Genomic DNA, 19,603 nt, shown 5'->3' with positions numbered 1-19,603 from the left:
CGGCAGCGGCTTGAAGCCCCTACGCGAACGCCTCTTCCAAGGTTTGTAACCGCCCGGTATCCCGGGCGTCGTAGCCGACCAACTGGCCGACATAGCCCACGTAATCGGGGCTGCGCATGATGGACAGCAGATCCTGCATGGCGGGCGTCTCCAACGACGACTTGCGGATGGCGAAGAAATAGCGCTCGCGCACCAGGGGAATGAAATCCAGGCCGAAGCGGCAAGCGGCCGTCTCCACCCCCACGCCCGTGTCCGCCATGCCGCTGGCGATGTGCGCGGCAATGGCCATATGGGTGAACTCGTTGGTTTCGTAGCCCTGGACCTCGCCGATCGACACGCCGGCGCGCTGCAGCATCAGGCCCACCAGATAGCGGGTGCTGGAGCCGATCTGGCGGTTCACGAAACGGACGTCCGGGCGCGCCAGGTCCGCCATGCCGCGGATCTGCTTGGGGTTGCCGGCGGTGACGAAGAGACCCGTATTGCGCACGGCCAGATGGATGAGCACGTATTCGTCCGCATGCAGCCACTGCGCATAGCGCTCCATGATGGGCGATTCGAAGTCGCCCAGCGGCACCTGGAACCCCGCCAGGTCGCACTCATGGCGCTCCAGCGAGGCCAGCGCCTCGATCGCGGTGCGGTAGCGCAGTTCCAGCCCGGGCTTGCGGCCGCTCATGTGCTGCATCAGCGATTCCACGGCGAAGCCATGGCTGGCGTGCAGCCGCAGGTGCGGGCCGCTTTCGGGCAGCAAGCGCTCCAGTTCTTCCTGCAATTCCGAGGCCATGCTGTCCAGCGTGGGCATCAGCCGAGCCTCGATGCGGCGGTTGGCCCACAGCAGGCGCTGCGCGAACGGCGCCAACTGCGTTCCCTGACGCCGATTGGTGATCAGAAGCTGGGTGCCGAAGATGCCTTCGAAACGGCGCAGCACGCCCCAGGCATGCCGATAGGACAGGCCGCAGGCCCGACAGGCGCCGGCGATGTTGCCCGTGGCGTCGATCGCGGCCAGCAAGGCCAGCATGTCTTGCAATGGCACCGGCGCGGCATCGTCGTCGCCGCCCAAGGTCCATTGCGCCCGTAGGCCGATCCGGAACTTATATGTCATTTATTTCTTATTGAAGGCGATGAAGTACGAGGCTAGAGTACACAAATAATGCGGTGGACGGGTTCTTTTTATGTTTTAAAAAGCATATTAAAACTCACAAAACGCCACCCGACACAACGACCCCGACGAGGGGCCCAGCACTACTGGAGGAGACCACCGTGCATCAGCGCGAGGCAAAATCCGACTTGGCGTCCAGCGGCGGAGCGCGGGGCGGCAAACTGGCCCTGGCCGCGGCCCAGGCATCGCCCACCCCCGCCATTGCGGCCACCGCCCGCATCGTGGCCCGGCTGAAAGACCTGCCCGGCCCCTTGCTGCCGGTCCTGCATGAGGTCCAGCATGAATTGGGCTGTATTCCGGCCGAGGCGGTGCAAACCATCGCCGAGGCCCTGAACCTGTCCCGCGCCGAAGTCCACGGCGTCATCACCTTCTACCCCCACTTCCGCAGCGAACCGGCCGCGCGCCATACGCTTGAAGTCTGCCGCGCCGAATCCTGTCAGGCCATGGGCGGCGAACACCTTGCTGCCCATGCGCGCACCAAGCTGGGCTGCGATTTCCACGCCAGCACCGCGGACGGGAATTTCACGCTGGAACCCGTGTATTGCCTGGGCCTGTGCGCGCAATCTCCCGCCGTGATGATCGACGGCCAGCCGCATGCCCGGGTCACGCCCGACAAGCTGGACCGGCTGCTGACCCGCACGCTGGAGGCTTCGTCATGAGCGCCCCCGTCATCATCTACGTGCCGCGCGACGCCGCGGCGCTAGCCATGGACGCCGACGTGGTGGCGCGCGATATCGAACGCATCGCCGAGGAGCGCGGCCTGCCCGTGCAAGTGGTGCGCAATGGGTCGCGCGGGCTGCTGTGGCTGGAACCCATGGTGGAGATCGCCACGCCGGACGGACGCGTGGCCTACGGCCCGGTCGCGCCCGAAGACGTGCCTGCGCTGTTCGATGCCGGCTGGCTGACGGGCGGCGCGCATGCGCTGCACCTGGGCCTGACCGAAGACATCCCATACCTGAAACACCAGGAACGGCTGACCTTCGCCCGCGTCGGCGTGATCGATCCCCTGTCCTTGCAGGATTACGCCGCGCACGGCGGCCTGGCGGGGCTGAAGCGGGCGCTGGCGATGGAACCGGCGCAGATCGTCGAAGAAATGGTCACCTCGGGCCTGCGCGGCCGCGGTGGCGCGGCGTTTCCTACCGGCGTCAAATGGAAGACGGTGGCCGGGTCGCCCAGCGACCAGAAATACATCGTCTGCAACGCCGACGAAGGCGATTCGGGCACCTTTGCCGACCGCCTGCTGATGGAAGGCGACCCCTATGTGCTGATCGAGGGCATGACCATTGCCGGCCTGGCGGTGGGCGCGACCTACGGCTACATCTACGTGCGCTCGGAGTATCCGCATGCCATCGCCACGCTGGAGGCCGCCATTGCGCGGGCGCGCAGCGTGGGCTGGCTGGGGCGCGACGTGCACGGCAGCGGCCGCCAGTTCGACCTGGAAGTGCGCACGGGCGCGGGCGCCTATATCTGCGGCGAGGAAACCTCCCTGCTGGAAAGCCTGGAAGGCAAACGCGGCGTGGTGCGCGCCAAACCGCCGCTGCCCGCCATCTCGGGCCTGTTCGGCAAGCCCACCGTCATCAACAACGTGATCTCGCTGGCCACGGTACCGATCATCATGGCCAAGGGCGCGGCGTACTACCGCGACTACGGCGTGGGCCGTTCGCACGGCACGCTGCCCTTCCAGCTGGCCGGCAACTTGAAACAAGGCGGGCTGGTGGAAAAGGCTTTCGGGCTGAGCCTGCGCGACCTGCTCTATGAATTCGGTGGCGGCAGCGCCTCGGGACGCCCCTTGCGCGCCGTGCAGGTGGGCGGCCCCTTGGGCGCCTATCTGCCGGAATCGCAATGGGACGTGCCGCTGGACTACGAAGCCTATATCCAGATTTCGGCCATGATCGGCCACGGCGGGCTGGTGGCGTTTGACGACACCGTCGACATGGCGCGCATGGCGCGCTATGCCATGGAATTCTGTGCGATCGAATCCTGCGGCAAATGCACGCCCTGCCGCATCGGTTCCACGCGCGGCGTCGAAACCATCGACAAGATCGCGGCCGGCGGCGCCGACACGAAACAGCGCGAACAGCAGGTCCACCTGCTGCGCGATCTGTGCGACACGATGATGGGCGGTTCGCTGTGCGCGCTGGGGGGCATGGCGCCCTACCCGGTGCTGTCCGCGCTGAACCACTTTCCGCAGGACTTCGGCATCGAGTCCTCGCAGTCTGCCGCGCACGCGGCCTGAACCCGAGAGACCGACATGCTAGAAACCGTCATCAAACGCGACCGCGACCTGGGCACGCCCGAACGCGTCTCGGAAAAAACCGTCACCCTGACCATCGACGGCCAGGAAATCAGCGTCGCCGAGGGCACGTCCCTGATGCGCGCCGCCGCCGAGGCCGGTATCAACATCCCCAAGCTGTGCGCCACCGACAGCCTGGAACCGTTCGGTTCCTGCCGGCTTTGCCTGGTGCAGATCGAAGGCCGCCGCGGCTATCCGGCCTCGTGCACCACCCCGGCCGAAAACGGCATGGTGGTGTACACCGAAACGCCCAAGCTGCACGACCTGCGCCGCGGCGTCATGGAACTGTACATCTCGGACCATCCGCTGGACTGCCTGACCTGCCCGGCCAACGGCGACTGCGAACTGCAGGACATGGCAGGCGTGGTGGGCCTGCGCAACGTGCGCTACGGCTACGACGGCGCCAACCACCTGAAGGCCAAGACCGACGACTCCAACCCGTATTTCAGCTACGACGCGTCCAAGTGCATCGTCTGCAACCGGTGCGTGCGCGCCTGCGAAGAAACGCAGGGCACGTTTGCGCTGACGATTTCGGGCAAAGGCTTCGAGTCGCGCGTGTCGCCGGGGCAGGACCAGCCGTTCCTGGACAGCGAATGCGTGTCCTGCGGCGCGTGCGTGCAGGCCTGTCCGACCTCTACCCTGCAGGAAAAGACGGTCATCATGATGGGCCAGGCCGAGCACTCGGTCGTGACCACCTGCGCCTATTGCGGCGTGGGCTGCGGGTTCAAGGCCGAAATGAAGGGCCAGGAAGTCGTGCGCATGGTGCCGTGGAAAGACGGCCAGGCCAACCGCGGGCATTCCTGCGTGAAGGGCCGCTTCGCCTGGGGCTACGCGACGCACAAGGAACGCGTGCTCAAGCCCATGATCCGCAAGCACATCACCGATTCCTGGAAGGAAGTGTCCTGGGACGAGGCGATCAACTACGCGGCGTCCGAATTCCGCCGCATCCAAAGCCAGTACGGCCGCGACGCGGTGGGCGGCATCACGTCATCGCGCTGCACCAACGAAGAGACCTGGCTGGTGCAGAAGCTGGTGCGGGCGGCGTTCGGCACCAATAACGTCGACACCTGCGCGCGGGTGTGCCATTCGCCCACCGGCTACGGCCTGAAACAGACGCTGGGCGAATCCGCCGGCACGCAGACCTTCGATTCGGTCATGCATACCGACGTCGTCATCGTGATGGGCGCCAACCCCAGCAGCGGCCACCCAGTATTTGCATCGCGCCTGAAGCGCCGGCTGCGCCAGGGTGCGCGCCTGATCGTGATCGATCCGCGCCGCATCGAACTGGTGAGCTCGCCGCACATCAAGGCCGACTTCCACCTGCAGGTACGCCCCGGCACCAACACGGCGCTGCTGTCGTCGCTGGCGCACGTGATCGCCACCGAAGGATTGATCGACGAGGCCTTCGTGGCCGAACGCTGCGAGACCAAGGCGTTCAACGAATGGCGCGACTTCGTGTCGCTGCCCGAGAATTCGCCCGAAGCCATGGAAGAGATCACCGGCGTGCCGGCGCAGGCCGTGCGCGGCGCGGCGCGCCTGTTCGCCACCGGCGGCAACGGGTCCATCTACTACGGCCTGGGCGTGACCGAACACAGCCAGGGGTCCACCACCGTGATGGGTATCGCCAACCTGGCGATGGCCACCGGCAACATCGGCCGCGAGGGCGTGGGCGTGAACCCGCTGCGCGGGCAGAACAACGTGCAGGGCTCGTGCGACATGGGTTCGTTCCCGCACGAACTGCCCGGCTACCGGCACATCTCTGACAACGTGGTGCGCGCCCAGTTCGAAAAGGATTGGGGCGTGACGCTGCAGCCCGAACCCGGCCTGCGCATTCCGAACATGTTCGAAGCCGCGCTGGGCGGTTCGTTCAAGGGCCTGTACTGCCAGGGCGAAGACATCGTGCAGTCCGACCCCAACACGCAGCACGTGGCGGCGTCCCTGGCGGCGATGGAGTGCATCGTCGTGCAGGACCTGTTCCTGAACGAGACCGCCAAGTACGCGCACGTGTTCCTGCCGGGCTCGTCGTTCCTGGAAAAGGACGGCACCTTCACCAATGCCGAACGCCGCATCTCCCGCGTGCGCAAGGTGATGGAACCCAAGAACGGCAAGTCGGACTGGGAAGTGACGGTGGCGCTGTCGAACGCGCTGGGCTACCCCATGAACTACAAGCACCCGCGCGAGATCATGGAAGAGATCGCCCGGCTGACGCCGACGTTCTCGGGCGTCAGCTACGAGAAGCTGGACAAGCTGGGCAGCCTGCAGTGGCCCTGCAACGACAATGCGCCGGAAGGCACGCCCATCATGCACATCGACGCCTTCGTGCGCGGCAAGGGCAAGTTCATGATCACCAAGTACGTGCCCACCGACGAACGCAGCACACGGCACTTCCCGCTGCTGTTGACCACGGGCCGCATCCTGTCGCAATACAACGTGGGCGCGCAGACCCGACGCACGCCAAACGTCATGTGGCATGGCGAAGACGTCTTGGAACTGCATCCGCAGGACGCCGAAGACCGGGGCGTGGCAGAAGGCGATTGGGTGGGCATCCAGAGCCGCGCGGGCGAAACCGTGCTGCGTGCGACGCTGACCGACCGGGTGCAGCCGGGCGTGGTATACACCACGTTCCACTTTCCCGAGTCCGGCGCCAACGTCGTCACGACGGACGCCTCCGACTGGGCGACCAACTGCCCCGAATACAAGGTGACGGCCGTGCAGGTCACGCGCGTGTCCCAGCCTTCGGAATGGCAGCGCCAATGGTCGCGCTTTGCCGACATCCAGCAAAAGCTGCTGCGCGAGCGATCGCGCGAAAGCGAAGCGGCGCTGACCGGGAAGTAACCCCCTGCCGGCCACGACCGCCCTGGATGCCATGACCACGCCCCCGTCCTCCCGCCCCGATTGCACGCAGACCCAGGTCAAGCGCGTGCGGGGCGGCGCCATCGCCCCCGCCGCCGAAACCGACTTCGTCGCCGAGGAAACCCCGGTGGCGCTGGAGTTCAACGGCATCAGCCACGCCACGATGCTGGCCACGCCTGCCGACCTGGAAGACTTCGCCGTGGGCTTCGCCCTGTCGGAAGGCATCATCGACGGCGTCAGCGACGTGCGCGGCATCGACCTGCTGCCGCAATGCGACGGCATCGTGATCCAGCTGGAAATCTCCAGCGCCTGCGAGGTGCGGCTGAAAACGCGACGCCGCGCCATGGCCGGACGCACGGGCTGCGGCTTGTGCGGCGTGGAAACGCTGCCGGAAGTGCTGCGCCCCGTGGCGCCGGTGACGAACGGAGCGCCCGTGCGCATCGCCTCGGTGCTGGCGGCCATGCGCGACATGCGCGCCCGCCAGGCGCTGCACGACATCACGGGCGCCACCCATGCGGCGGGCTGGGCCGGCGCCGACGGCGCCGTGGCCCTGGTGCGCGAAGACGTGGGCCGGCACAACGCGCTGGACAAGCTTGTCGGCGCGCTGGCGCGCCAGGCCATGCATGCCGGCGACGGCATCGTGCTGGTGTCCAGCCGGGCCAGCTTTGAAATGGTGCAGAAGACGGCGGCCGCCGGTGTGGCGGTGCTGGCGGCGGTATCCGCCCCCACGGCGCTGGCCATCCGCCTGGCGCGCGACGCCAATGTCAGCCTGGTGGGCTTTTTGCGCAACGACGACGCCACGCTCTATTCCCACCCCGACCGACTCATCCCCTGAACCGGACCCCGACACGCAATGGAAATTGGCAACCTCATCCGCATGGCCAACCGCATCGGCCAGTTCTTCGACGCCATGCCGGACCGGCACGAAGCACTGGAAGGCGTGGCCAACCATATCCACAAGTTTTGGGAACCTCGCATGCGCAACGAGCTGCTGGGGTTCCTGGAGCAACGCCCCGACGGCGATGCCGGCGAAGAACAGTTGCATCCCCTGGTGCTGGACGCGGTGACGCAAAACCGCCAGCGCCTGACGCCCGCGCCCCGCGTGGGATAGCCGGGAACCACCGCTTTACCGCAGTCAGCAAGCAGTGACGGATTCAAAAAGAGGCCGCGCCACCGTTTCAGTTCCGGTTGGCGCGCGCTATAAAGCCGCACCCCTGAGGAGACGACATGGAAAGCACCGCCACCCTGGACCTGCCCGGCTCAAGGCCGGGTTTTTTTGACAAAGAACGCACCATCGCCGGCCCGGGATTCTCGCGCTGGCTCGTGCCGCCGGCCGCCCTGGCCATCCATTTGTGCATCGGCATGGCCTACGGTTTTTCGGTCTTCTGGCTGCCGCTGTCCAAAATGGTGGGCGGCGCCAAGCCGCTGGCCTGCCCGGCCGACATGAGCCTGGCCGCCGAGCTGTTCACGACCAGCTGCGACTGGAAGATTTCGACCATGGGGTGGATGTACACCCTGTTCTTCGTGCTGCTGGGCTGCTCGGCCGCGCTGTGGGGCGGCTGGCTGGAACGCGCCGGCCCCCGCAAGGCCGGCGTGGTGTCGGCCCTGTGCTGGTGCGGCGGCCTGGTCATCTCGGCGATCGGCGTGTATCTGCACCAGATGTGGATGCTGTGGCTGGGGTCCGGCGTCATCGGCGGCATCGGGCTGGGGCTGGGCTATATCTCGCCCGTCAGCACCCTCATCAAATGGTTTCCGGACCGTCGCGGCATGGCGACCGGTATGGCCATCATGGGCTTCGGCGGCGGCGCGATGATCGGCGCCCCGCTTGCCGACCTGCTGATGCGCCACTTCGCCACGCCGACCTCGCCGGGGGTCTGGCAGACCTTCGTGACGATGGCGGTGGTGTACTTCATCTTCATGATGTCCGGCGCGCTGGGTTACCGCGTGCCGCCCACGGGCTGGAAGCCGGAAGGCTGGACGGCCCCGGCCAAGCAGGCCAACAACGCGATGATCACCAAGGGCCACGTCCACGTGAAGCGCGTCTGGGGCGTGCCGCAGTTCTGGCTGGTGTGGCTGGTGCTGTGCCTGAACGTGACGGCGGGCATCGGCATCCTGGGCATGGCGTCGCCTTTGCTGCAAGAGGTGTTCGGCGGCGGCCTGATCAACAAGCCGGAGCTGGGCTTTGCCCAATTGGACAAGGACCAGCTGGCCGCCATCGCCGCCATCGCGGCGGGCTTCACCGGCCTGCTCAGCCTATTCAACATCGGCGGCCGCTTCTTCTGGGCAAGCCTGTCCGACAAGCTGGGGCGCAAGACGACCTACCTGATCTTCCTGGTCCTGGGCTTCGTCCTGTATTCCGCCATCCCGTGGACCGCGCACATCGGCGCCCTGGCGCTGTTCGTGGCGGCGTTCTGCGTGATCCTGTCCATGTACGGCGGCGGGTTCGCCACGGTGCCGGCCTACCTGGCCGACCTGTTCGGCACGCAGATGGTGGGCGCCATCCACGGCCGCCTGCTGACGGCATGGTCGGCGGCGGGCATCTTCGGCCCCGTGCTGGTGAACTACATCCGCGAGTACCAGCTGTCGATCGGCGTGCCGCGCGCGCAGGTCTACGACATCACCATGTACATCCTGGCGGGCATGCTGGTCGTGGGCTTCCTGTGCAACCTGGCGATCCGGCCGGTGAACTCGAAGTACTTCATGACCGACGAGGAACTCGCGCAGGAAAAAGCGCTGGCGCACGAACGCGCGGCTGCCGCCGAAACCCATGGGGTCGGCACCTCCACGTTCCGCACGCCGGTTGCCCTGGTGCTGTTCGCCTGGGCATGCGTAGGCATTCCGCTGGCCTGGGGCATCTGGATCACGCTGCAGAAGGCGGTCGTCCTGTTCCACTAGAAGCCGGTCCGGCCGCGCGGCGCCTTGGGGCCTCTTGAGGCGCCGGGCAACGTCCAAGGGCGCGAAACTGCTACATTGGCAGCCCGCGCCCTTTCTTTTTATCTCTTCTGCCCATGATCCTGCCCCGTCCCCCCGTCTTTACCGGAGCGCCGTATTGACCGCCCCTGAATTGCACTGGGAAGAAAACAATGTCCCCCATTCCGCCCGCTGGCGCTCTGAAACCGGCGCGACGCCGCCCAAGCGCGTGGTGGTGGTGGACGACACCCTGACCGCGGACATGGCCTATCGCCAGGCCTGCGAAGGCGTGGGCCTGCTGTGGCGCGGCGACTTCCAGAACGCCCGCCTGCTGCTGCAGGCGATGACCCGGCGCGTGGACAAGCGTCCCCGCAAACCCGTGGAAACCTTGCTGGAAGCATTCAACCAGCACCGCCAGATCCAGTCGCAGCGCGCCCGCATCCTGGGCATGCTGCTGATTCCGTTCGACGCCGGCCACGGCATTTCGCTGCGCCGCGCGCCTGACGCCCGCCAAGCCTGCGAAGAAGTTCACGGCCCGGCTGACGAACCTTATGTGGCGTCGCTGCGCGAATTGCTGGGCCTGATCGGCGCCTTTGAATGGCGCAAGAAGGGCGTGGAGATTCCCGCCCTGAACAACCGCATCCATCCGCACTACGGCGTGTTTTCCCCGCTGCGCGGCGAATACGTGGAACTGGTGGCTAACACCCCGATGCCGCGCGGCGGCGTCGCCTTCGACATCGGCACCGGCACCGGCGTGCTGGCCGCGGTAATCGCGCGCCGTGGTGGCAAGCGCGTCATCGCCACCGACCAGGATCCGCGCGCACTGGCTTGCGCCCGTGAAAACCTGGAACGCCTGGGCCTGGCCAAGCAGGTCGACGTGGTCGAAGCCGACCTGTTTCCCGAAGGCCGGGTATCGCTGATCGTCTGCAACCCGCCGTGGCTGCCCGCCCGCCCCAGCTCCCCCGTCGAGCATGCCGTCTATGACCCCGACAGCCGCATGCTGCGCGGTTTCCTGAACGGCCTGACCGCCCACCTGACGCCTAACGGCGAAGGCTGGCTGATCCTGTCGGACCTGGCCGAGCATCTGGGCCTGCGCACCCGCGAACAGTTGATGGAAATGATCGAGACGGCCGGGCTGCGCGTCATCGAACGCATCGACACCCGCCCCACGCACGCCCGCGCCAAGGACCCGAGTGACCCGCTGTACGCGGCGCGCTCGAAGGAAGTCACGTCCTTGTGGAGATTGGGCGCCGCCGCCTGATCACTGCGAGGCGCGCCGCGCAAGCGGCATGAAAAAAGCGGACCCGAAAAATTCTCGGGTCCGATTTTTTTTCAGGCTTTCCCGGCTGCCACGTTCACGCTGATCGCGATGATGAACACGTTGAAAAAGAACGCGATCACGCTGTGCATCAGCGCCATGCGGCGCACGCGCCGGTTGACGATCTGCACGTCCGACACCTGGAACGTCATCCCCAGCACCAGTGCGAAATACGCGAAATCCCAGTAGTCGGGTTCTTGCGTGCCCGGAAAATCCAGGCCCTTGTGCGTGCCCGAGCGGTGGCCGTAATAGCCATGCGCGTAATGCAGGGCGAAGATCATGTTCATGTACAGCCACGACAGCACGATGGTGGCGGCCGCGGCCAGCATGTCCACCACGCCGCCCGCATTGCTTTCGCCGCGCAGTTCCACCCATAGCGCCACCATCACCATGCAGGACAGCGCCACGCTGCTCCACAGCACGCCCATGCGCCCCACGTCCTGCTGCTTGGCGTGCACGCGCATGGACGCCGGGCTGGCCTGGCCGAACGCGCGGGCCGTCACCACCAGGAACACCAGCGCAGCCGCATCGAAGCCCAGCAGCAGCGCCAGGCTGGGCGAGCGGCCCAGCACGTAGGCGACGCCGCCCGCCACCACGAACAGCAGGCCGCACAGCACCAGCCGCCGGTGCGCATGGAAGAAGGGCAGGCTTTCGACGGACGCCGCGGGGTCTTCGGCTTGCGGATCGTCCGGAATGGGCTTCGTCATGGGAGCTCCTACGCGGCAAGAGCCCTACGCTAACCGATCGCCAGCAAACCCACCAGCGCGCCGCCGAACAGCAGCCACAAAGGATGAATGCGCGTGGCGCTGCCCAGCAACGCCACCACGGCGGTGATCGCCCCCAGCAGCCAGCTGTGCACCGATGCCTCGGTGATCAACGCGGCGCTGGCCGCAACCAACCCGACGGTCATCGGGAAAATGCCGGCCTGGATGACGCCGCGCCACGGGCGGTCCTTGAACCGTTCCCACAAGCCCAGCGCCAGGATGGTGATGAGGGACGAGGGGCCGAACTTGGCGATGGTCGTCACCAGCATGCCCCACCCGCCCGCCACATGCCAGCCGACCAGCGTGACCACCATCAGGTTGGGGCCGGGCGCGGCCTGGCCCAAGGCGAACAGGGCGGAAAAGTCCGCGGCCGTCATCCAGCCGTGCACGTCCACGACCTGACGCTGCATTTCGGGCAGGATGGTGTTGCCGCCTCCGAACGCCAGCACCGACAGCTGGGAGAAGATCAGGGCCAGCGAGATCAGGGTCTGGATCATCGACGTTGCCTCCAGACCAGCAGGATGCTCAGCGGCGTCAGCACCGCCATCGTCGGCAGCAGCGGAATGCGCAGCACGGCGATCGCCACGAAACAGAGCGTGGCCACGACGCCGGCCAGCCAGTCGCGGCGCTTGATCACGGGCACCCCGATCTTGACCGCCATGGAAATCAGCAAGCCCGCGGCGGCCGCCGCCAGCCCGGCGAACAGATGCTGGATGTGGGGATCGTTCTGGAACCGGTCGTACACCATGCCCAGCAGGATGACGATGGCGGAGGGCGCCAGGATCAGGCCCATCAGCGCGGCGAACGCGCCCCGGGGGCCGCGGAACTTCATGCCGAGCGCCACCGACAGGTTGATGATGTTGCCGCCCGGCAGGAACTGGCAGAGTCCCAGCAGATCGGTGAATTCGGACCCGCTCAGCCAGCGGTGCTTTTCGACCACCATGCGGCGCGCCAGGGGCAGTGCGCCGCCGAACGCCGTCAGGCCAAGCATCAGGAAACCGTAGAACAACTGCCCGCAAGTGGGGGGAGGCCGAAGATCGGCCTCGGAGGTGGAAAGTGCTGCATTCATGTTGTTATGGCCGGTCCGGGGACCGGTGGGCGAAGGCCGGCGCGTCGCCGCGCCAAGAGAAAGATAACGAGATGGCAGCCTACTCTTCGCCTCAGATAATGTCTAATATATGACTACTTAACCAATCATATTCATCGCATATGGCATCAGTCGATCTGCGTCTTCTGCGCTACTTCCTGGCCGTGGCCGAGGAATCCCATCTGACCAAGGCCGCGGCCCGGCTGGGCATCCGCCAGCCGCCGCTCAGCCAGCAGATCCGCGTGCTGGAACAGGAACTGGGCGTAACGCTCTTTCACCGCTTGCCGCGCGGCATGGAACTCACCGAAAGCGGCCGGGCACTGGTCGACGACGCGCGCAACATCATCGCGCTGGTGGACCAGGCAGTGGACGGGGTGCGCCGCGTCTCGCAAGGCGAAGCCGGCCGGTTGACGGTCGGCTTCACCGGATCGGCGGCGTTCCATCCCTTCGTGCCGACGGTCATTCGGCGATTCCGCGAAAGCGCGCCCAACGTGCGGCTGGTGCTTGAGGAAAGCAGCACCGGCGAACTGCGCGAAGCCGTCAGCGAAGGCCGGGTAGACGTGGCGTTCATCCGGGGCTCGTACGGACCCGGCCCGGGCGTGGTCGAGGAAACCGTGCTGGAAGAAACCATGCTGGCGGCGTTTCCGGCGGACCATCCTGCGGTCAAGGGCCGCACGCGGCGGCACATCGCGCTGTCCGAGCTGGCCGAGGAGTCCCTGATTCTGTACCGCCGCCACAGCGGCCCCGGGCTGTACGACGCCATCATCACGGCGTGCAGTGCATCCGGCTTCAGCCCCCGCATCGCGCAGGAGGCGCCGCGCATGCTGTCCACGCTGAGCCTGGTGGCGGCCGGGCTGGGCGTGTCGCTGGTGCCCGCATCGCTGCGCCGCGTGAACATCGAAGGCGTGGTGTACGTCAGCGTGACCGATCCGGTCGAGCTGCGCGCCCCGCTGAACCTGATCTGGCGCGACGCACCGCAGTCCGGCGCCACCCGCAAGCTGATCGAAGAGGTACGCCGCCACCGCGAGCAACAAGCGAACTAGGGCCGGCGCTACACTGCCCGGCATCCGCATCCCGCACTTCCGACCATGTTTTCCGAATCCCCTATCGGCATCTACGACTCCGGCGTTGGCGGCCTGAGCGTGCTGCGCGCCATCCGCGACGCGCTGCCCCATGAATCGCTGCTGTACGTGGCCGACTCGGCCCATGTGCCTTACGGCGAAAAAACGCAGGCCTTCGTCGAGCAACGCGCCCAGGCGCTGACCGATTATTTCGTGTCGCGCCAGGCCAAGGCCGTGGTGGTGGCGTGCAACACCGCCACCGCCGCCGCCATCGCGCCATTGCGGCGCCGCCACCCCGACCTGATCATCATCGGCGTGGAGCCCGCCATCAAGCCCGCCGCCCACCTGACGCACAGCGGCGTCGTGGGCGTGTTCGCCACCACCGGCACCCTGGCCAGCCCCAAATTCGCCACGCTGGTCCAACGCGAAGCGCCCGAAGTGCGCATCCTGCTGCGGCCGTGCCCGGAGTGGGTCACGCTGGTCGAACAAGGCGAACTGTCAGGCCCTCGGGTTGAGGCTGCCGTGCGCGCCCCTGTCGCAGAACTGCGCGCAGCTGGCGCCGATGTGCTGGTGCTGGGCTGCACGCATTTCCCGTTCTTGCGCGACGCGATCCAGGCTGCCGCCGGCCCCGGCGTTCCCTTGCTGGAAACCGGTACCCCCGTGGCGCGCTGGCTGCGGCACCAGTTGCAGGAACGCGGCCTGCTGCGCGAGGCTGGCCCGGGCGAACTACGGCTGGAGACCACCGGCAGCGCCCCCGCGCTGGCGACGCTGGCCAGCCGCCTGCTGGGCACGACGCTGGAGGCGGCGGCCACGCCCGAGCGCTGGCGCTGACCCGGCACTGGCAACAGGCGGGCGGGTTGATCCGGCGCATGACCGGGCGGGCAAAACAGGCGAATAATTCGAATACAGTAGAAGCCACCGCCTCCCGCGGCTCGCACACAATAAGGAGACGACGATGAAACGCATCCTGATTCCCGTGGATGGCTCGCAACCCGCCATCCACGCCGTCCAGGCCATGCTGACGGCACGCGCCTATGACCCGGTCGAACGCGTCGACCTGCTCAGCGTCCAGATCCCCCTGAAATCCGGCAAGATCGGCCGCGGCCTGTCGCAAGCCGAGATCGACGCCTATTACCAGGACGAGGGGCGCGCCGCGCTGGAGGAAGCCAGCCGCCTGTTGTCGCAGGCCGGCGTGCCCTTCGAGGCGCGCGTCGAAGTCGGTGCCGCCGCCGACACCATCGCCCGCATCGCCGACGAAACGGGCGCGGATGAGATCTACATGGGCTCGCGCGGCCTGGGTTCGGTCTCGTCGCTGTTCATGGGATCCGTCGCCACCCGCGTCCTGCACCTGACGGAATTGCCCGTCACGCTGGTCAAGTAACGCATCAAGGAGCATCCATGCTGAACATCCTGGTCCCCGTCGACGGCTCCGACAATGCCAACCGCGCCGTGCTGCATGCCCGCCAATTGGCCGCCGGCGCCGCATCCGCACGCATCCACCTTCTGAATGTCCAGACGCCCACGCAAGGGCGCGCCGGCCTGTCGAGGCTGATCACGCAAGACATGATCGACGAGTTCTACGCCCGCGAAGGCCAGGAAGCCACCAACGAGGCGCGCCAGTTGCTGGACGTGGCGGGCGTGGACTACACGAGCCACGTCGAGTTCGGCCATGCCGCCACCGAAATCGCAGGCTATGCCCGCGACCACGGTTGCGCCCGCATCGTGATGGGCACGCGCGGTAACGGCACGCTGGCCAACATCCTGATCGGCTCGGTCGCCAATCAGGTGCTGCAGTTGGCGGAAGCGCCCGTCACGCTGGTGAAGTAAGGCCCGCGCGGGCGCTCAGGCCGAAGGCAGCCACAACGACACCCGCAACCCGCCCAGCGGCGAGCGTCCTGCACGGACCTCGCCGCCGTAGGTGCCGGCCAGATCGCGCACGATATCCAGGCCCAGGCCCGAACCCGGCAACTGTTCGTCCATGCGCACGCCGCGCAGGAAAATGCGTTCGCGCTCGTGGTCTTCGATACCCGGGCCATCGTCGTCGATATGCAGCAGCAAGCGTCCGGCAGCGGCCGGCTCTGCCGTGATCCGCACCTGGCTGGCCGCCCACTTGCAGGCGTTGTCGAGCAGATTGCCCAGCATCTCCTGCAAGTCCTGCTGTTCACCGCGAAAGACCAGCCCCGGGGACATGCCCGCCGCCTCGATGCGCAGGCCGCGCTGCGCGTACAGGCGCTGCATGACACGCACCAGCCCCTGCACCGCATCCAGCAACGGGGCGCGGCCGTCGGCGGCGCCCGATGACGCGGCGGCCCGGGCGCGCGCCAGGTGATAGTCGATCTGGCGATTCGCCATCCCCACCTGCTCTTGCACCAACGAGGCCGGCACGCTGCCGTCGCGCGTCGCCGCGTTGGCCAGGATGGTCAGCGGCGTCTTGACCGCATGCGCCAGATTGCCCGCCTGCGTGCGCGCGCGCTGCACGATCTCGGCGTTCATCGCCAGCACCTTGTTGAAATCGTCGACCAGCGGCTGGATCTCGCTGGGAAAGCGGCCTTCGATGCGGCTGCTGTCGCCCGCGTTCTGCTTGGCCAATTGACGCCGCAGGCGCGCCAGCGGCCGCAACCCGACCACCACCTGGACCACCGCCGCCGCCGTCAGTCCGGCGGCAAGCGCGCCCAGCGCAATGGCCAGCATATGGTTGAAGCGGCTGATGGGTTCGGCCAGCACGCGGCGGTCGGCTGCCACCACCAGCCGCAGCGGCGCGGCGTCGTCTTCCGCCGGAGTCAGAATGCGCGCCACCGCCTCCAGGCCGCGCCCGCCCGGCCCCGCGATGTCATAAGTCTGATCGCCTGCCTCGGCACCCTGCTGCGGCGTGGACGGCACCTCAAGCGTCTGGTCCCACAGGGACCGCGAGCGTGCCGCGCCGGTCATCGCTGGCCGGCCGCCGTCGGCCAGCCGGTCGACTTGCCAGTACAGGCCGGACAGCGGCTGCTCCAGACGCGGATCGTTCGGCGGCGGATCCACCACCGGGCGGCCGTCCGGGCCGGCATTGACCGCCGCGGTCAGCTGATTCAGATGCAAGGTCAGTTCGGCCTGCAGTTGCTGGGTGATGTGCTGGCGGAACAGGCTGGCCAGCCCCCAGCCGGCCAGGGCCACGGACACGAGGATCCAGGCCAGCGTACCGGCAAGCAGGCGCAGCCGCAGCGAGCCCAGCATGCCTTCGCGCACCGGCATCATCCCTGCGCCGCCAGCCGGTAGCCCAGCCCGCGCACGGTTTCGATGGTGTCGGGCGGCAGTTTCTTGCGCAGGCGGCCAATGAAGACCTCGATCGTGTTGGAATCGCGGTCGAAGTCCTGCGCGTAGATGTGCTCGATCAGTTCCGTGCGCGACACGACTTCACCAGCGCGCTGCATCAGCACCGTCAGCACCTTGAATTCGTGGCTGGTGAGCGTCAGTGCCTGGCCGTCGATCGTGACCTTGGCTTGCCGGGTGTCCAGCATGAGCGGGCCGCAGCGCCATTGCGCGCTGGAATGCGACGTGCTGCGCCGCAACAGCGCGCGCACCCGCGCCAGCAGTTCTTCCATGTGGAAGGGCTTGGTCAGGTAGTCATCCGCACCGGCGTCGATGCCGGCGACCTTTTCGTGCCAGTTGTCGCGCGCGGTCAGGATCAGCACGGGCATGTCACGCTGCGCGGCGCGCCACTGCTTCAGCACGGTCAAGCCGTCCATGACGGGCAGCCCCAGATCCAGCACCACCGCATCGAACGCTTCCACGTCGCCCAGGAAACGCGCCGACTCGCCGTCGCCGGACACGTCCACGGTGTAGCCCGCGCCGCGCAACGCCTCGGCCAACTGGCCGGCCAGCGTGGGTTCGTCTTCCACCACGAGTATGCGCATCAGTCCTTGCCCTTGAATTTGATATCGCGGCCCTTGACGGCCAGCAAGGCGCCGTCGCGCGCGTCGATCTTCAGCTTGAGGATGCCGCCGCCGCTTTGCAGCACGCGGATCTCGTAGATGAATTCGTCGTCGTCCTCTTCGAACTCGACCTTGACCACCTGCCCGGGAAAATCACGTTCTACGATATCCAGCACCGCGCCCAGCGGCAAGACCTTGCCGGCTTCCAGGGCCTGGCGTGCGCGCTCGTGGTCGCTATCGCCGGCCAGTCCGCTGACCGGCCCCACGGCCAGCGCAAGCGCCAGCACGCAGGCCGACAACAGGATGCCGCCGCGTTTGCGCCGGGTCGTAAGGGGCTGCCGCAATACCGGACCTCTTGGAAAAATTGGGGGATGGATCATCTTTTATACCCCGCAACGGATGAACCTGACATGAACGGCGGCTTCAGAAAAGGTTCATGCGCCAACCCGAATAATGGGCACAGGGTCGCAACAACGGCCTGCTTTTTTCCCCTTCACCCTAGGAGCTACCCATCATGACGCGTATTCAGAAAACCTTGGCCGCCCTGGCAATCGGCGCTTCCTCCCTGGTCGCGGGCACCGCGGTCCATGCCCAGGCCGCTGCGCCGGCCGCCAACGCCCCCGCAGCCGCCGTCACCCCGGCCTCGCCGATGCTGACGATCCGCCAGGTGTACGACAAGATGGAAGCCGCCGGCTATCGCAATATCTCCGAGATCGAACGCTCCAGCAAGCACGGTTACGAGGTCAAGGCGTATGACCCGCAAGGCCAGCGCGTGAAGCTGTATGTCGATCCGCAATCGGGCGCGGTCACGCGCAGCCGCTTCGACGACTGAATCCGGCGTACCGCAGGCGGGCCGTGTGAGTATGATGGAACGCACAGATAGCCCTGGAGTCGCATCATGCCTGTCCTGCGTATCCTGGCGGCGGCCAGCCTCGCCCTGGCCGCGCTAAGCGCCTGCGGCGAAGTCGCCACCTTGCCCGTCGAAGCCGGCATGGGTCCGACGCCGAAGCTGCCCCCACCCAACACCACCCTGATCCCCACCGTCAATACGGCGAAGGCGGTCGGCTGGATTGCGGGCGCCCAACCCGTGGCGGCGGACGGCCTGGCCGTCAATGCCTTTGCCAGTGGCCTGGACCATCCCCGCTGGCTCTACGTGCTGCCCAACGGCGACGTGCTGGTCGCCGAGACCAATGCGCCGCCCAAACCCGAAGAAGCCTCCGGTGGACTGAAGGACTGGGCGGCCGGCCTCGTCATGAAACGCGCCGGCGCCCGCACCGCCAGCGCCAACCGCATCACCTTGTTGCGCGATGTCGACCACGACGGCGTTGCGGAAACGCGCAGCGTGCTGCTGCAGGGCCTGAACTCGCCCTTCGGCATGGCGCTGATCGGCAATCAGCTGTACGTGGCCAATGCCGACGCCGTCCTGCGCTTTCCGTACGAAACCGGCCAGACGCAGATCTCGGCCGCGGGCGTGAAAGTCACGGACCTGCCCGCCGGCATCAACCACCACTGGACCAAGAACCTGATCGCCAGCCCTGACGGGCGCAAGCTGTACGTCTCGGTGGGGTCGAACAGCAACGTCGCCGAAAACGGCATGGAGATCGAGGAAGGCCGCGCCGCCATCTGGGAAATCGACGTAGCAAGCGGCGCGAAGCGCCTGTACGCCACGGGTCTGCGCAACCCGGTCGGCATGGCCTGGGCGCCCGACGGCAAGACCTTGTGGACCGCCGTGAACGAACGCGACGAGCTGGGCAGCGACCTGGTACCCGACTACATGACGTCGGTGCGCGACGGCGGTTTCTATGGCTGGCCGTACAGCTATTTCGGGCAGCACGTGGATACCCGCGTCACGCCGCCGCGGCCGGACCTGGTGGCGCGCGCCATCGTGCCTGACTACGCGCTGGGGCCGCACACCGCGTCGCTGGGCCTGGCCTGGTCGGGCAACACCCGGCTGCCCGCCCCCTACGCGGGTGGCATGTTCGTGGGCCAGCACGGCTCGTGGAACCGCGACCCGCGCAGCGGCTACAAGGTCATCGTCGTGCCGTTCGCGGGCAATGCGCCCGCAGGCGAGGCCCGCGACGTGCTGACGGGCTTCTTGAACGAAAGCGGGCAGGCGCAGGGCCGGCCCGTGGGCGTGATCATCGACAGCCAGGGCGACCTGCTGGTGGCGGACGATGTCGGCAACGTGATCTGGCGCGTCAGCCCGAAACTGTGACGTTTTCGGAGCCGCCGGCGCAAGCCAATGCCGGC

The 19,603-nt window shown here is 67.1% G+C and carries 20 protein-coding genes; 13 read left to right on the top strand and 7 right to left on the bottom strand.

The genetic code is table 11. From position 1 onward, the window contains the following. Positions 1-19: 19 nt before the first annotated feature. On the bottom strand, positions 20-1,099 hold the full coding sequence (locus AC27VE_RS24120; protein ID WP_006222685.1) for a substrate-binding domain-containing protein: 1,080 nt from the start codon (positions 1,097-1,099) through the stop codon (positions 20-22). A gap of 158 nt (positions 1,100-1,257) precedes the next feature. Here AC27VE_RS24120 and AC27VE_RS24115 point away from each other — a divergent pair, with 158 nt between their 5' ends. The 7 genes from AC27VE_RS24115 to AC27VE_RS24085 all read left to right on the top strand — a co-directional run bounded on the left by AC27VE_RS24115 (position 1,258) and on the right by AC27VE_RS24085 (position 10,473). Then, positions 1,258-1,815 carry a formate dehydrogenase subunit gamma gene (locus tag AC27VE_RS24115; protein WP_488705194.1) on the top strand — a complete coding sequence of 186 codons (558 nt, stop codon included), beginning with the start codon at positions 1,258-1,260 and terminating at the stop codon, positions 1,813-1,815. Continuing rightward, the gene (locus AC27VE_RS24110; protein ID WP_488705193.1) at positions 1,812-3,392 is read left to right on the top strand and encodes a formate dehydrogenase beta subunit; all 1,581 of its coding nucleotides are present in this window, start codon (positions 1,812-1,814) and stop codon (positions 3,390-3,392) included. Before AC27VE_RS24115 ends, AC27VE_RS24110 begins: the two co-directional genes overlap by 4 nt. Before the next feature lie 15 nt (positions 3,393-3,407). Next, on the top strand, positions 3,408-6,284 hold the full coding sequence (fdhF, locus tag AC27VE_RS24105) for a formate dehydrogenase subunit alpha (RefSeq protein WP_488705192.1): 2,877 nt from the start codon (positions 3,408-3,410) through the stop codon (positions 6,282-6,284). Between the two features lie 31 nt (positions 6,285-6,315). Continuing rightward, positions 6,316-7,137 carry a formate dehydrogenase accessory sulfurtransferase FdhD gene (gene fdhD / locus AC27VE_RS24100; RefSeq protein ID WP_006222681.1) on the top strand — a complete coding sequence of 274 codons (822 nt, stop codon included), beginning with the start codon at positions 6,316-6,318 and terminating at the stop codon, positions 7,135-7,137. A gap of 18 nt (positions 7,138-7,155) precedes the next feature. Beyond that, positions 7,156-7,413, top strand: a complete 258-nt coding sequence (locus tag AC27VE_RS24095; RefSeq protein WP_006222680.1) for a formate dehydrogenase subunit delta — start codon at positions 7,156-7,158, stop codon at positions 7,411-7,413. 116 nt (positions 7,414-7,529) lie between these two features. Further along, positions 7,530-9,197, top strand: coding sequence for an OFA family MFS transporter (locus AC27VE_RS24090; RefSeq protein WP_488705191.1), 1,668 nt, complete (start codon positions 7,530-7,532; stop codon positions 9,195-9,197). Between the two features lie 154 nt (positions 9,198-9,351). Then, positions 9,352-10,473 carry a methyltransferase gene (locus AC27VE_RS24085; RefSeq protein ID WP_006222678.1) on the top strand — a complete coding sequence of 374 codons (1,122 nt, stop codon included), beginning with the start codon at positions 9,352-9,354 and terminating at the stop codon, positions 10,471-10,473. A gap of 71 nt (positions 10,474-10,544) precedes the next feature. Here the strand turns inward: AC27VE_RS24085 and AC27VE_RS24080 are convergent, their stop codons facing one another. From AC27VE_RS24080 to AC27VE_RS24070, 3 genes are read right to left on the bottom strand one after another with little or no spacing between them, the layout of a single operon-like run. Next, positions 10,545-11,237, bottom strand: a complete 693-nt coding sequence (locus tag AC27VE_RS24080; protein ID WP_006222677.1) for a DUF1345 domain-containing protein — start codon at positions 11,235-11,237, stop codon at positions 10,545-10,547. 29 nt (positions 11,238-11,266) lie between these two features. After that, entirely contained in the window at positions 11,267-11,791 is a 525-nt protein-coding gene (locus tag AC27VE_RS24075) for a chromate transporter (RefSeq protein WP_006222676.1), read from the bottom strand. After that, the gene (locus tag AC27VE_RS24070; RefSeq protein ID WP_315845158.1) at positions 11,788-12,363 is read right to left on the bottom strand and encodes a chromate transporter; all 576 of its coding nucleotides are present in this window, start codon (positions 12,361-12,363) and stop codon (positions 11,788-11,790) included. Before AC27VE_RS24070 ends, AC27VE_RS24075 begins: the two co-directional genes overlap by 4 nt. Positions 12,364-12,503: 140 nt before the next feature. Here AC27VE_RS24070 and AC27VE_RS24065 point away from each other — a divergent pair, with 140 nt between their 5' ends. The 4 genes from AC27VE_RS24065 to AC27VE_RS24050 all read left to right on the top strand — a co-directional run bounded on the left by AC27VE_RS24065 (position 12,504) and on the right by AC27VE_RS24050 (position 15,269). Beyond that, positions 12,504-13,424, top strand: a complete 921-nt coding sequence (locus AC27VE_RS24065) for a LysR family transcriptional regulator (RefSeq protein WP_035212332.1) — start codon at positions 12,504-12,506, stop codon at positions 13,422-13,424. Positions 13,425-13,469: 45 nt separating this feature from the next. Continuing rightward, entirely contained in the window at positions 13,470-14,273 is an 804-nt protein-coding gene (gene murI / locus AC27VE_RS24060; protein ID WP_427958094.1) for a glutamate racemase, read from the top strand. A gap of 124 nt (positions 14,274-14,397) precedes the next feature. Continuing rightward, a complete protein-coding gene (locus AC27VE_RS24055) occupies positions 14,398-14,823 on the top strand; it encodes a universal stress protein (RefSeq protein WP_088589576.1) in 426 nt (141 codons plus the stop codon). A gap of 17 nt (positions 14,824-14,840) precedes the next feature. Then, the gene (locus tag AC27VE_RS24050) at positions 14,841-15,269 is read left to right on the top strand and encodes a universal stress protein (protein WP_427958092.1); all 429 of its coding nucleotides are present in this window, start codon (positions 14,841-14,843) and stop codon (positions 15,267-15,269) included. Between the two features lie 15 nt (positions 15,270-15,284). Here the strand turns inward: AC27VE_RS24050 and AC27VE_RS24045 are convergent, their stop codons facing one another. The 3 genes from AC27VE_RS24045 to AC27VE_RS24035 are packed head-to-tail and all read right to left on the bottom strand — an operon-like array spanning position 15,285 to position 17,697. Next, positions 15,285-16,676 carry a sensor histidine kinase gene (locus tag AC27VE_RS24045; protein WP_488705190.1) on the bottom strand — a complete coding sequence of 464 codons (1,392 nt, stop codon included), beginning with the start codon at positions 16,674-16,676 and terminating at the stop codon, positions 15,285-15,287. Then, positions 16,673-17,335, bottom strand: coding sequence for a response regulator transcription factor (locus tag AC27VE_RS24040; RefSeq protein ID WP_488705189.1), 663 nt, complete (start codon positions 17,333-17,335; stop codon positions 16,673-16,675). Before AC27VE_RS24040 ends, AC27VE_RS24045 begins: the two co-directional genes overlap by 4 nt. Further along, on the bottom strand, positions 17,335-17,697 hold the full coding sequence (locus tag AC27VE_RS24035) for a PepSY domain-containing protein (protein WP_006222668.1): 363 nt from the start codon (positions 17,695-17,697) through the stop codon (positions 17,335-17,337). Before AC27VE_RS24035 ends, AC27VE_RS24040 begins: the two co-directional genes overlap by 1 nt. 170 nt (positions 17,698-17,867) lie before the next feature. On the opposite strand from AC27VE_RS24035, the gene AC27VE_RS24030 reads away from it, so the two are divergent. Both AC27VE_RS24030 and AC27VE_RS24025 read left to right on the top strand, forming a co-directional pair. Beyond that, the gene (locus tag AC27VE_RS24030; protein WP_427958086.1) at positions 17,868-18,185 is read left to right on the top strand and encodes a PepSY domain-containing protein; all 318 of its coding nucleotides are present in this window, start codon (positions 17,868-17,870) and stop codon (positions 18,183-18,185) included. A 66-nt stretch (positions 18,186-18,251) separates the two neighbouring features. Then, complete coding sequence (locus AC27VE_RS24025; protein WP_488705188.1) at positions 18,252-19,568, top strand: PQQ-dependent sugar dehydrogenase; 1,317 nt, start codon at positions 18,252-18,254, stop codon at positions 19,566-19,568. Positions 19,569-19,603 lie beyond the last annotated feature (35 nt).

It is taken from the genome of Achromobacter sp. 18P8.1.1 (genome assembly GCF_057799415.1).
The sequence above is the reverse complement of the archived record's forward strand: the minus strand, read 5'-3'. Positions and strand labels throughout refer to the sequence as shown.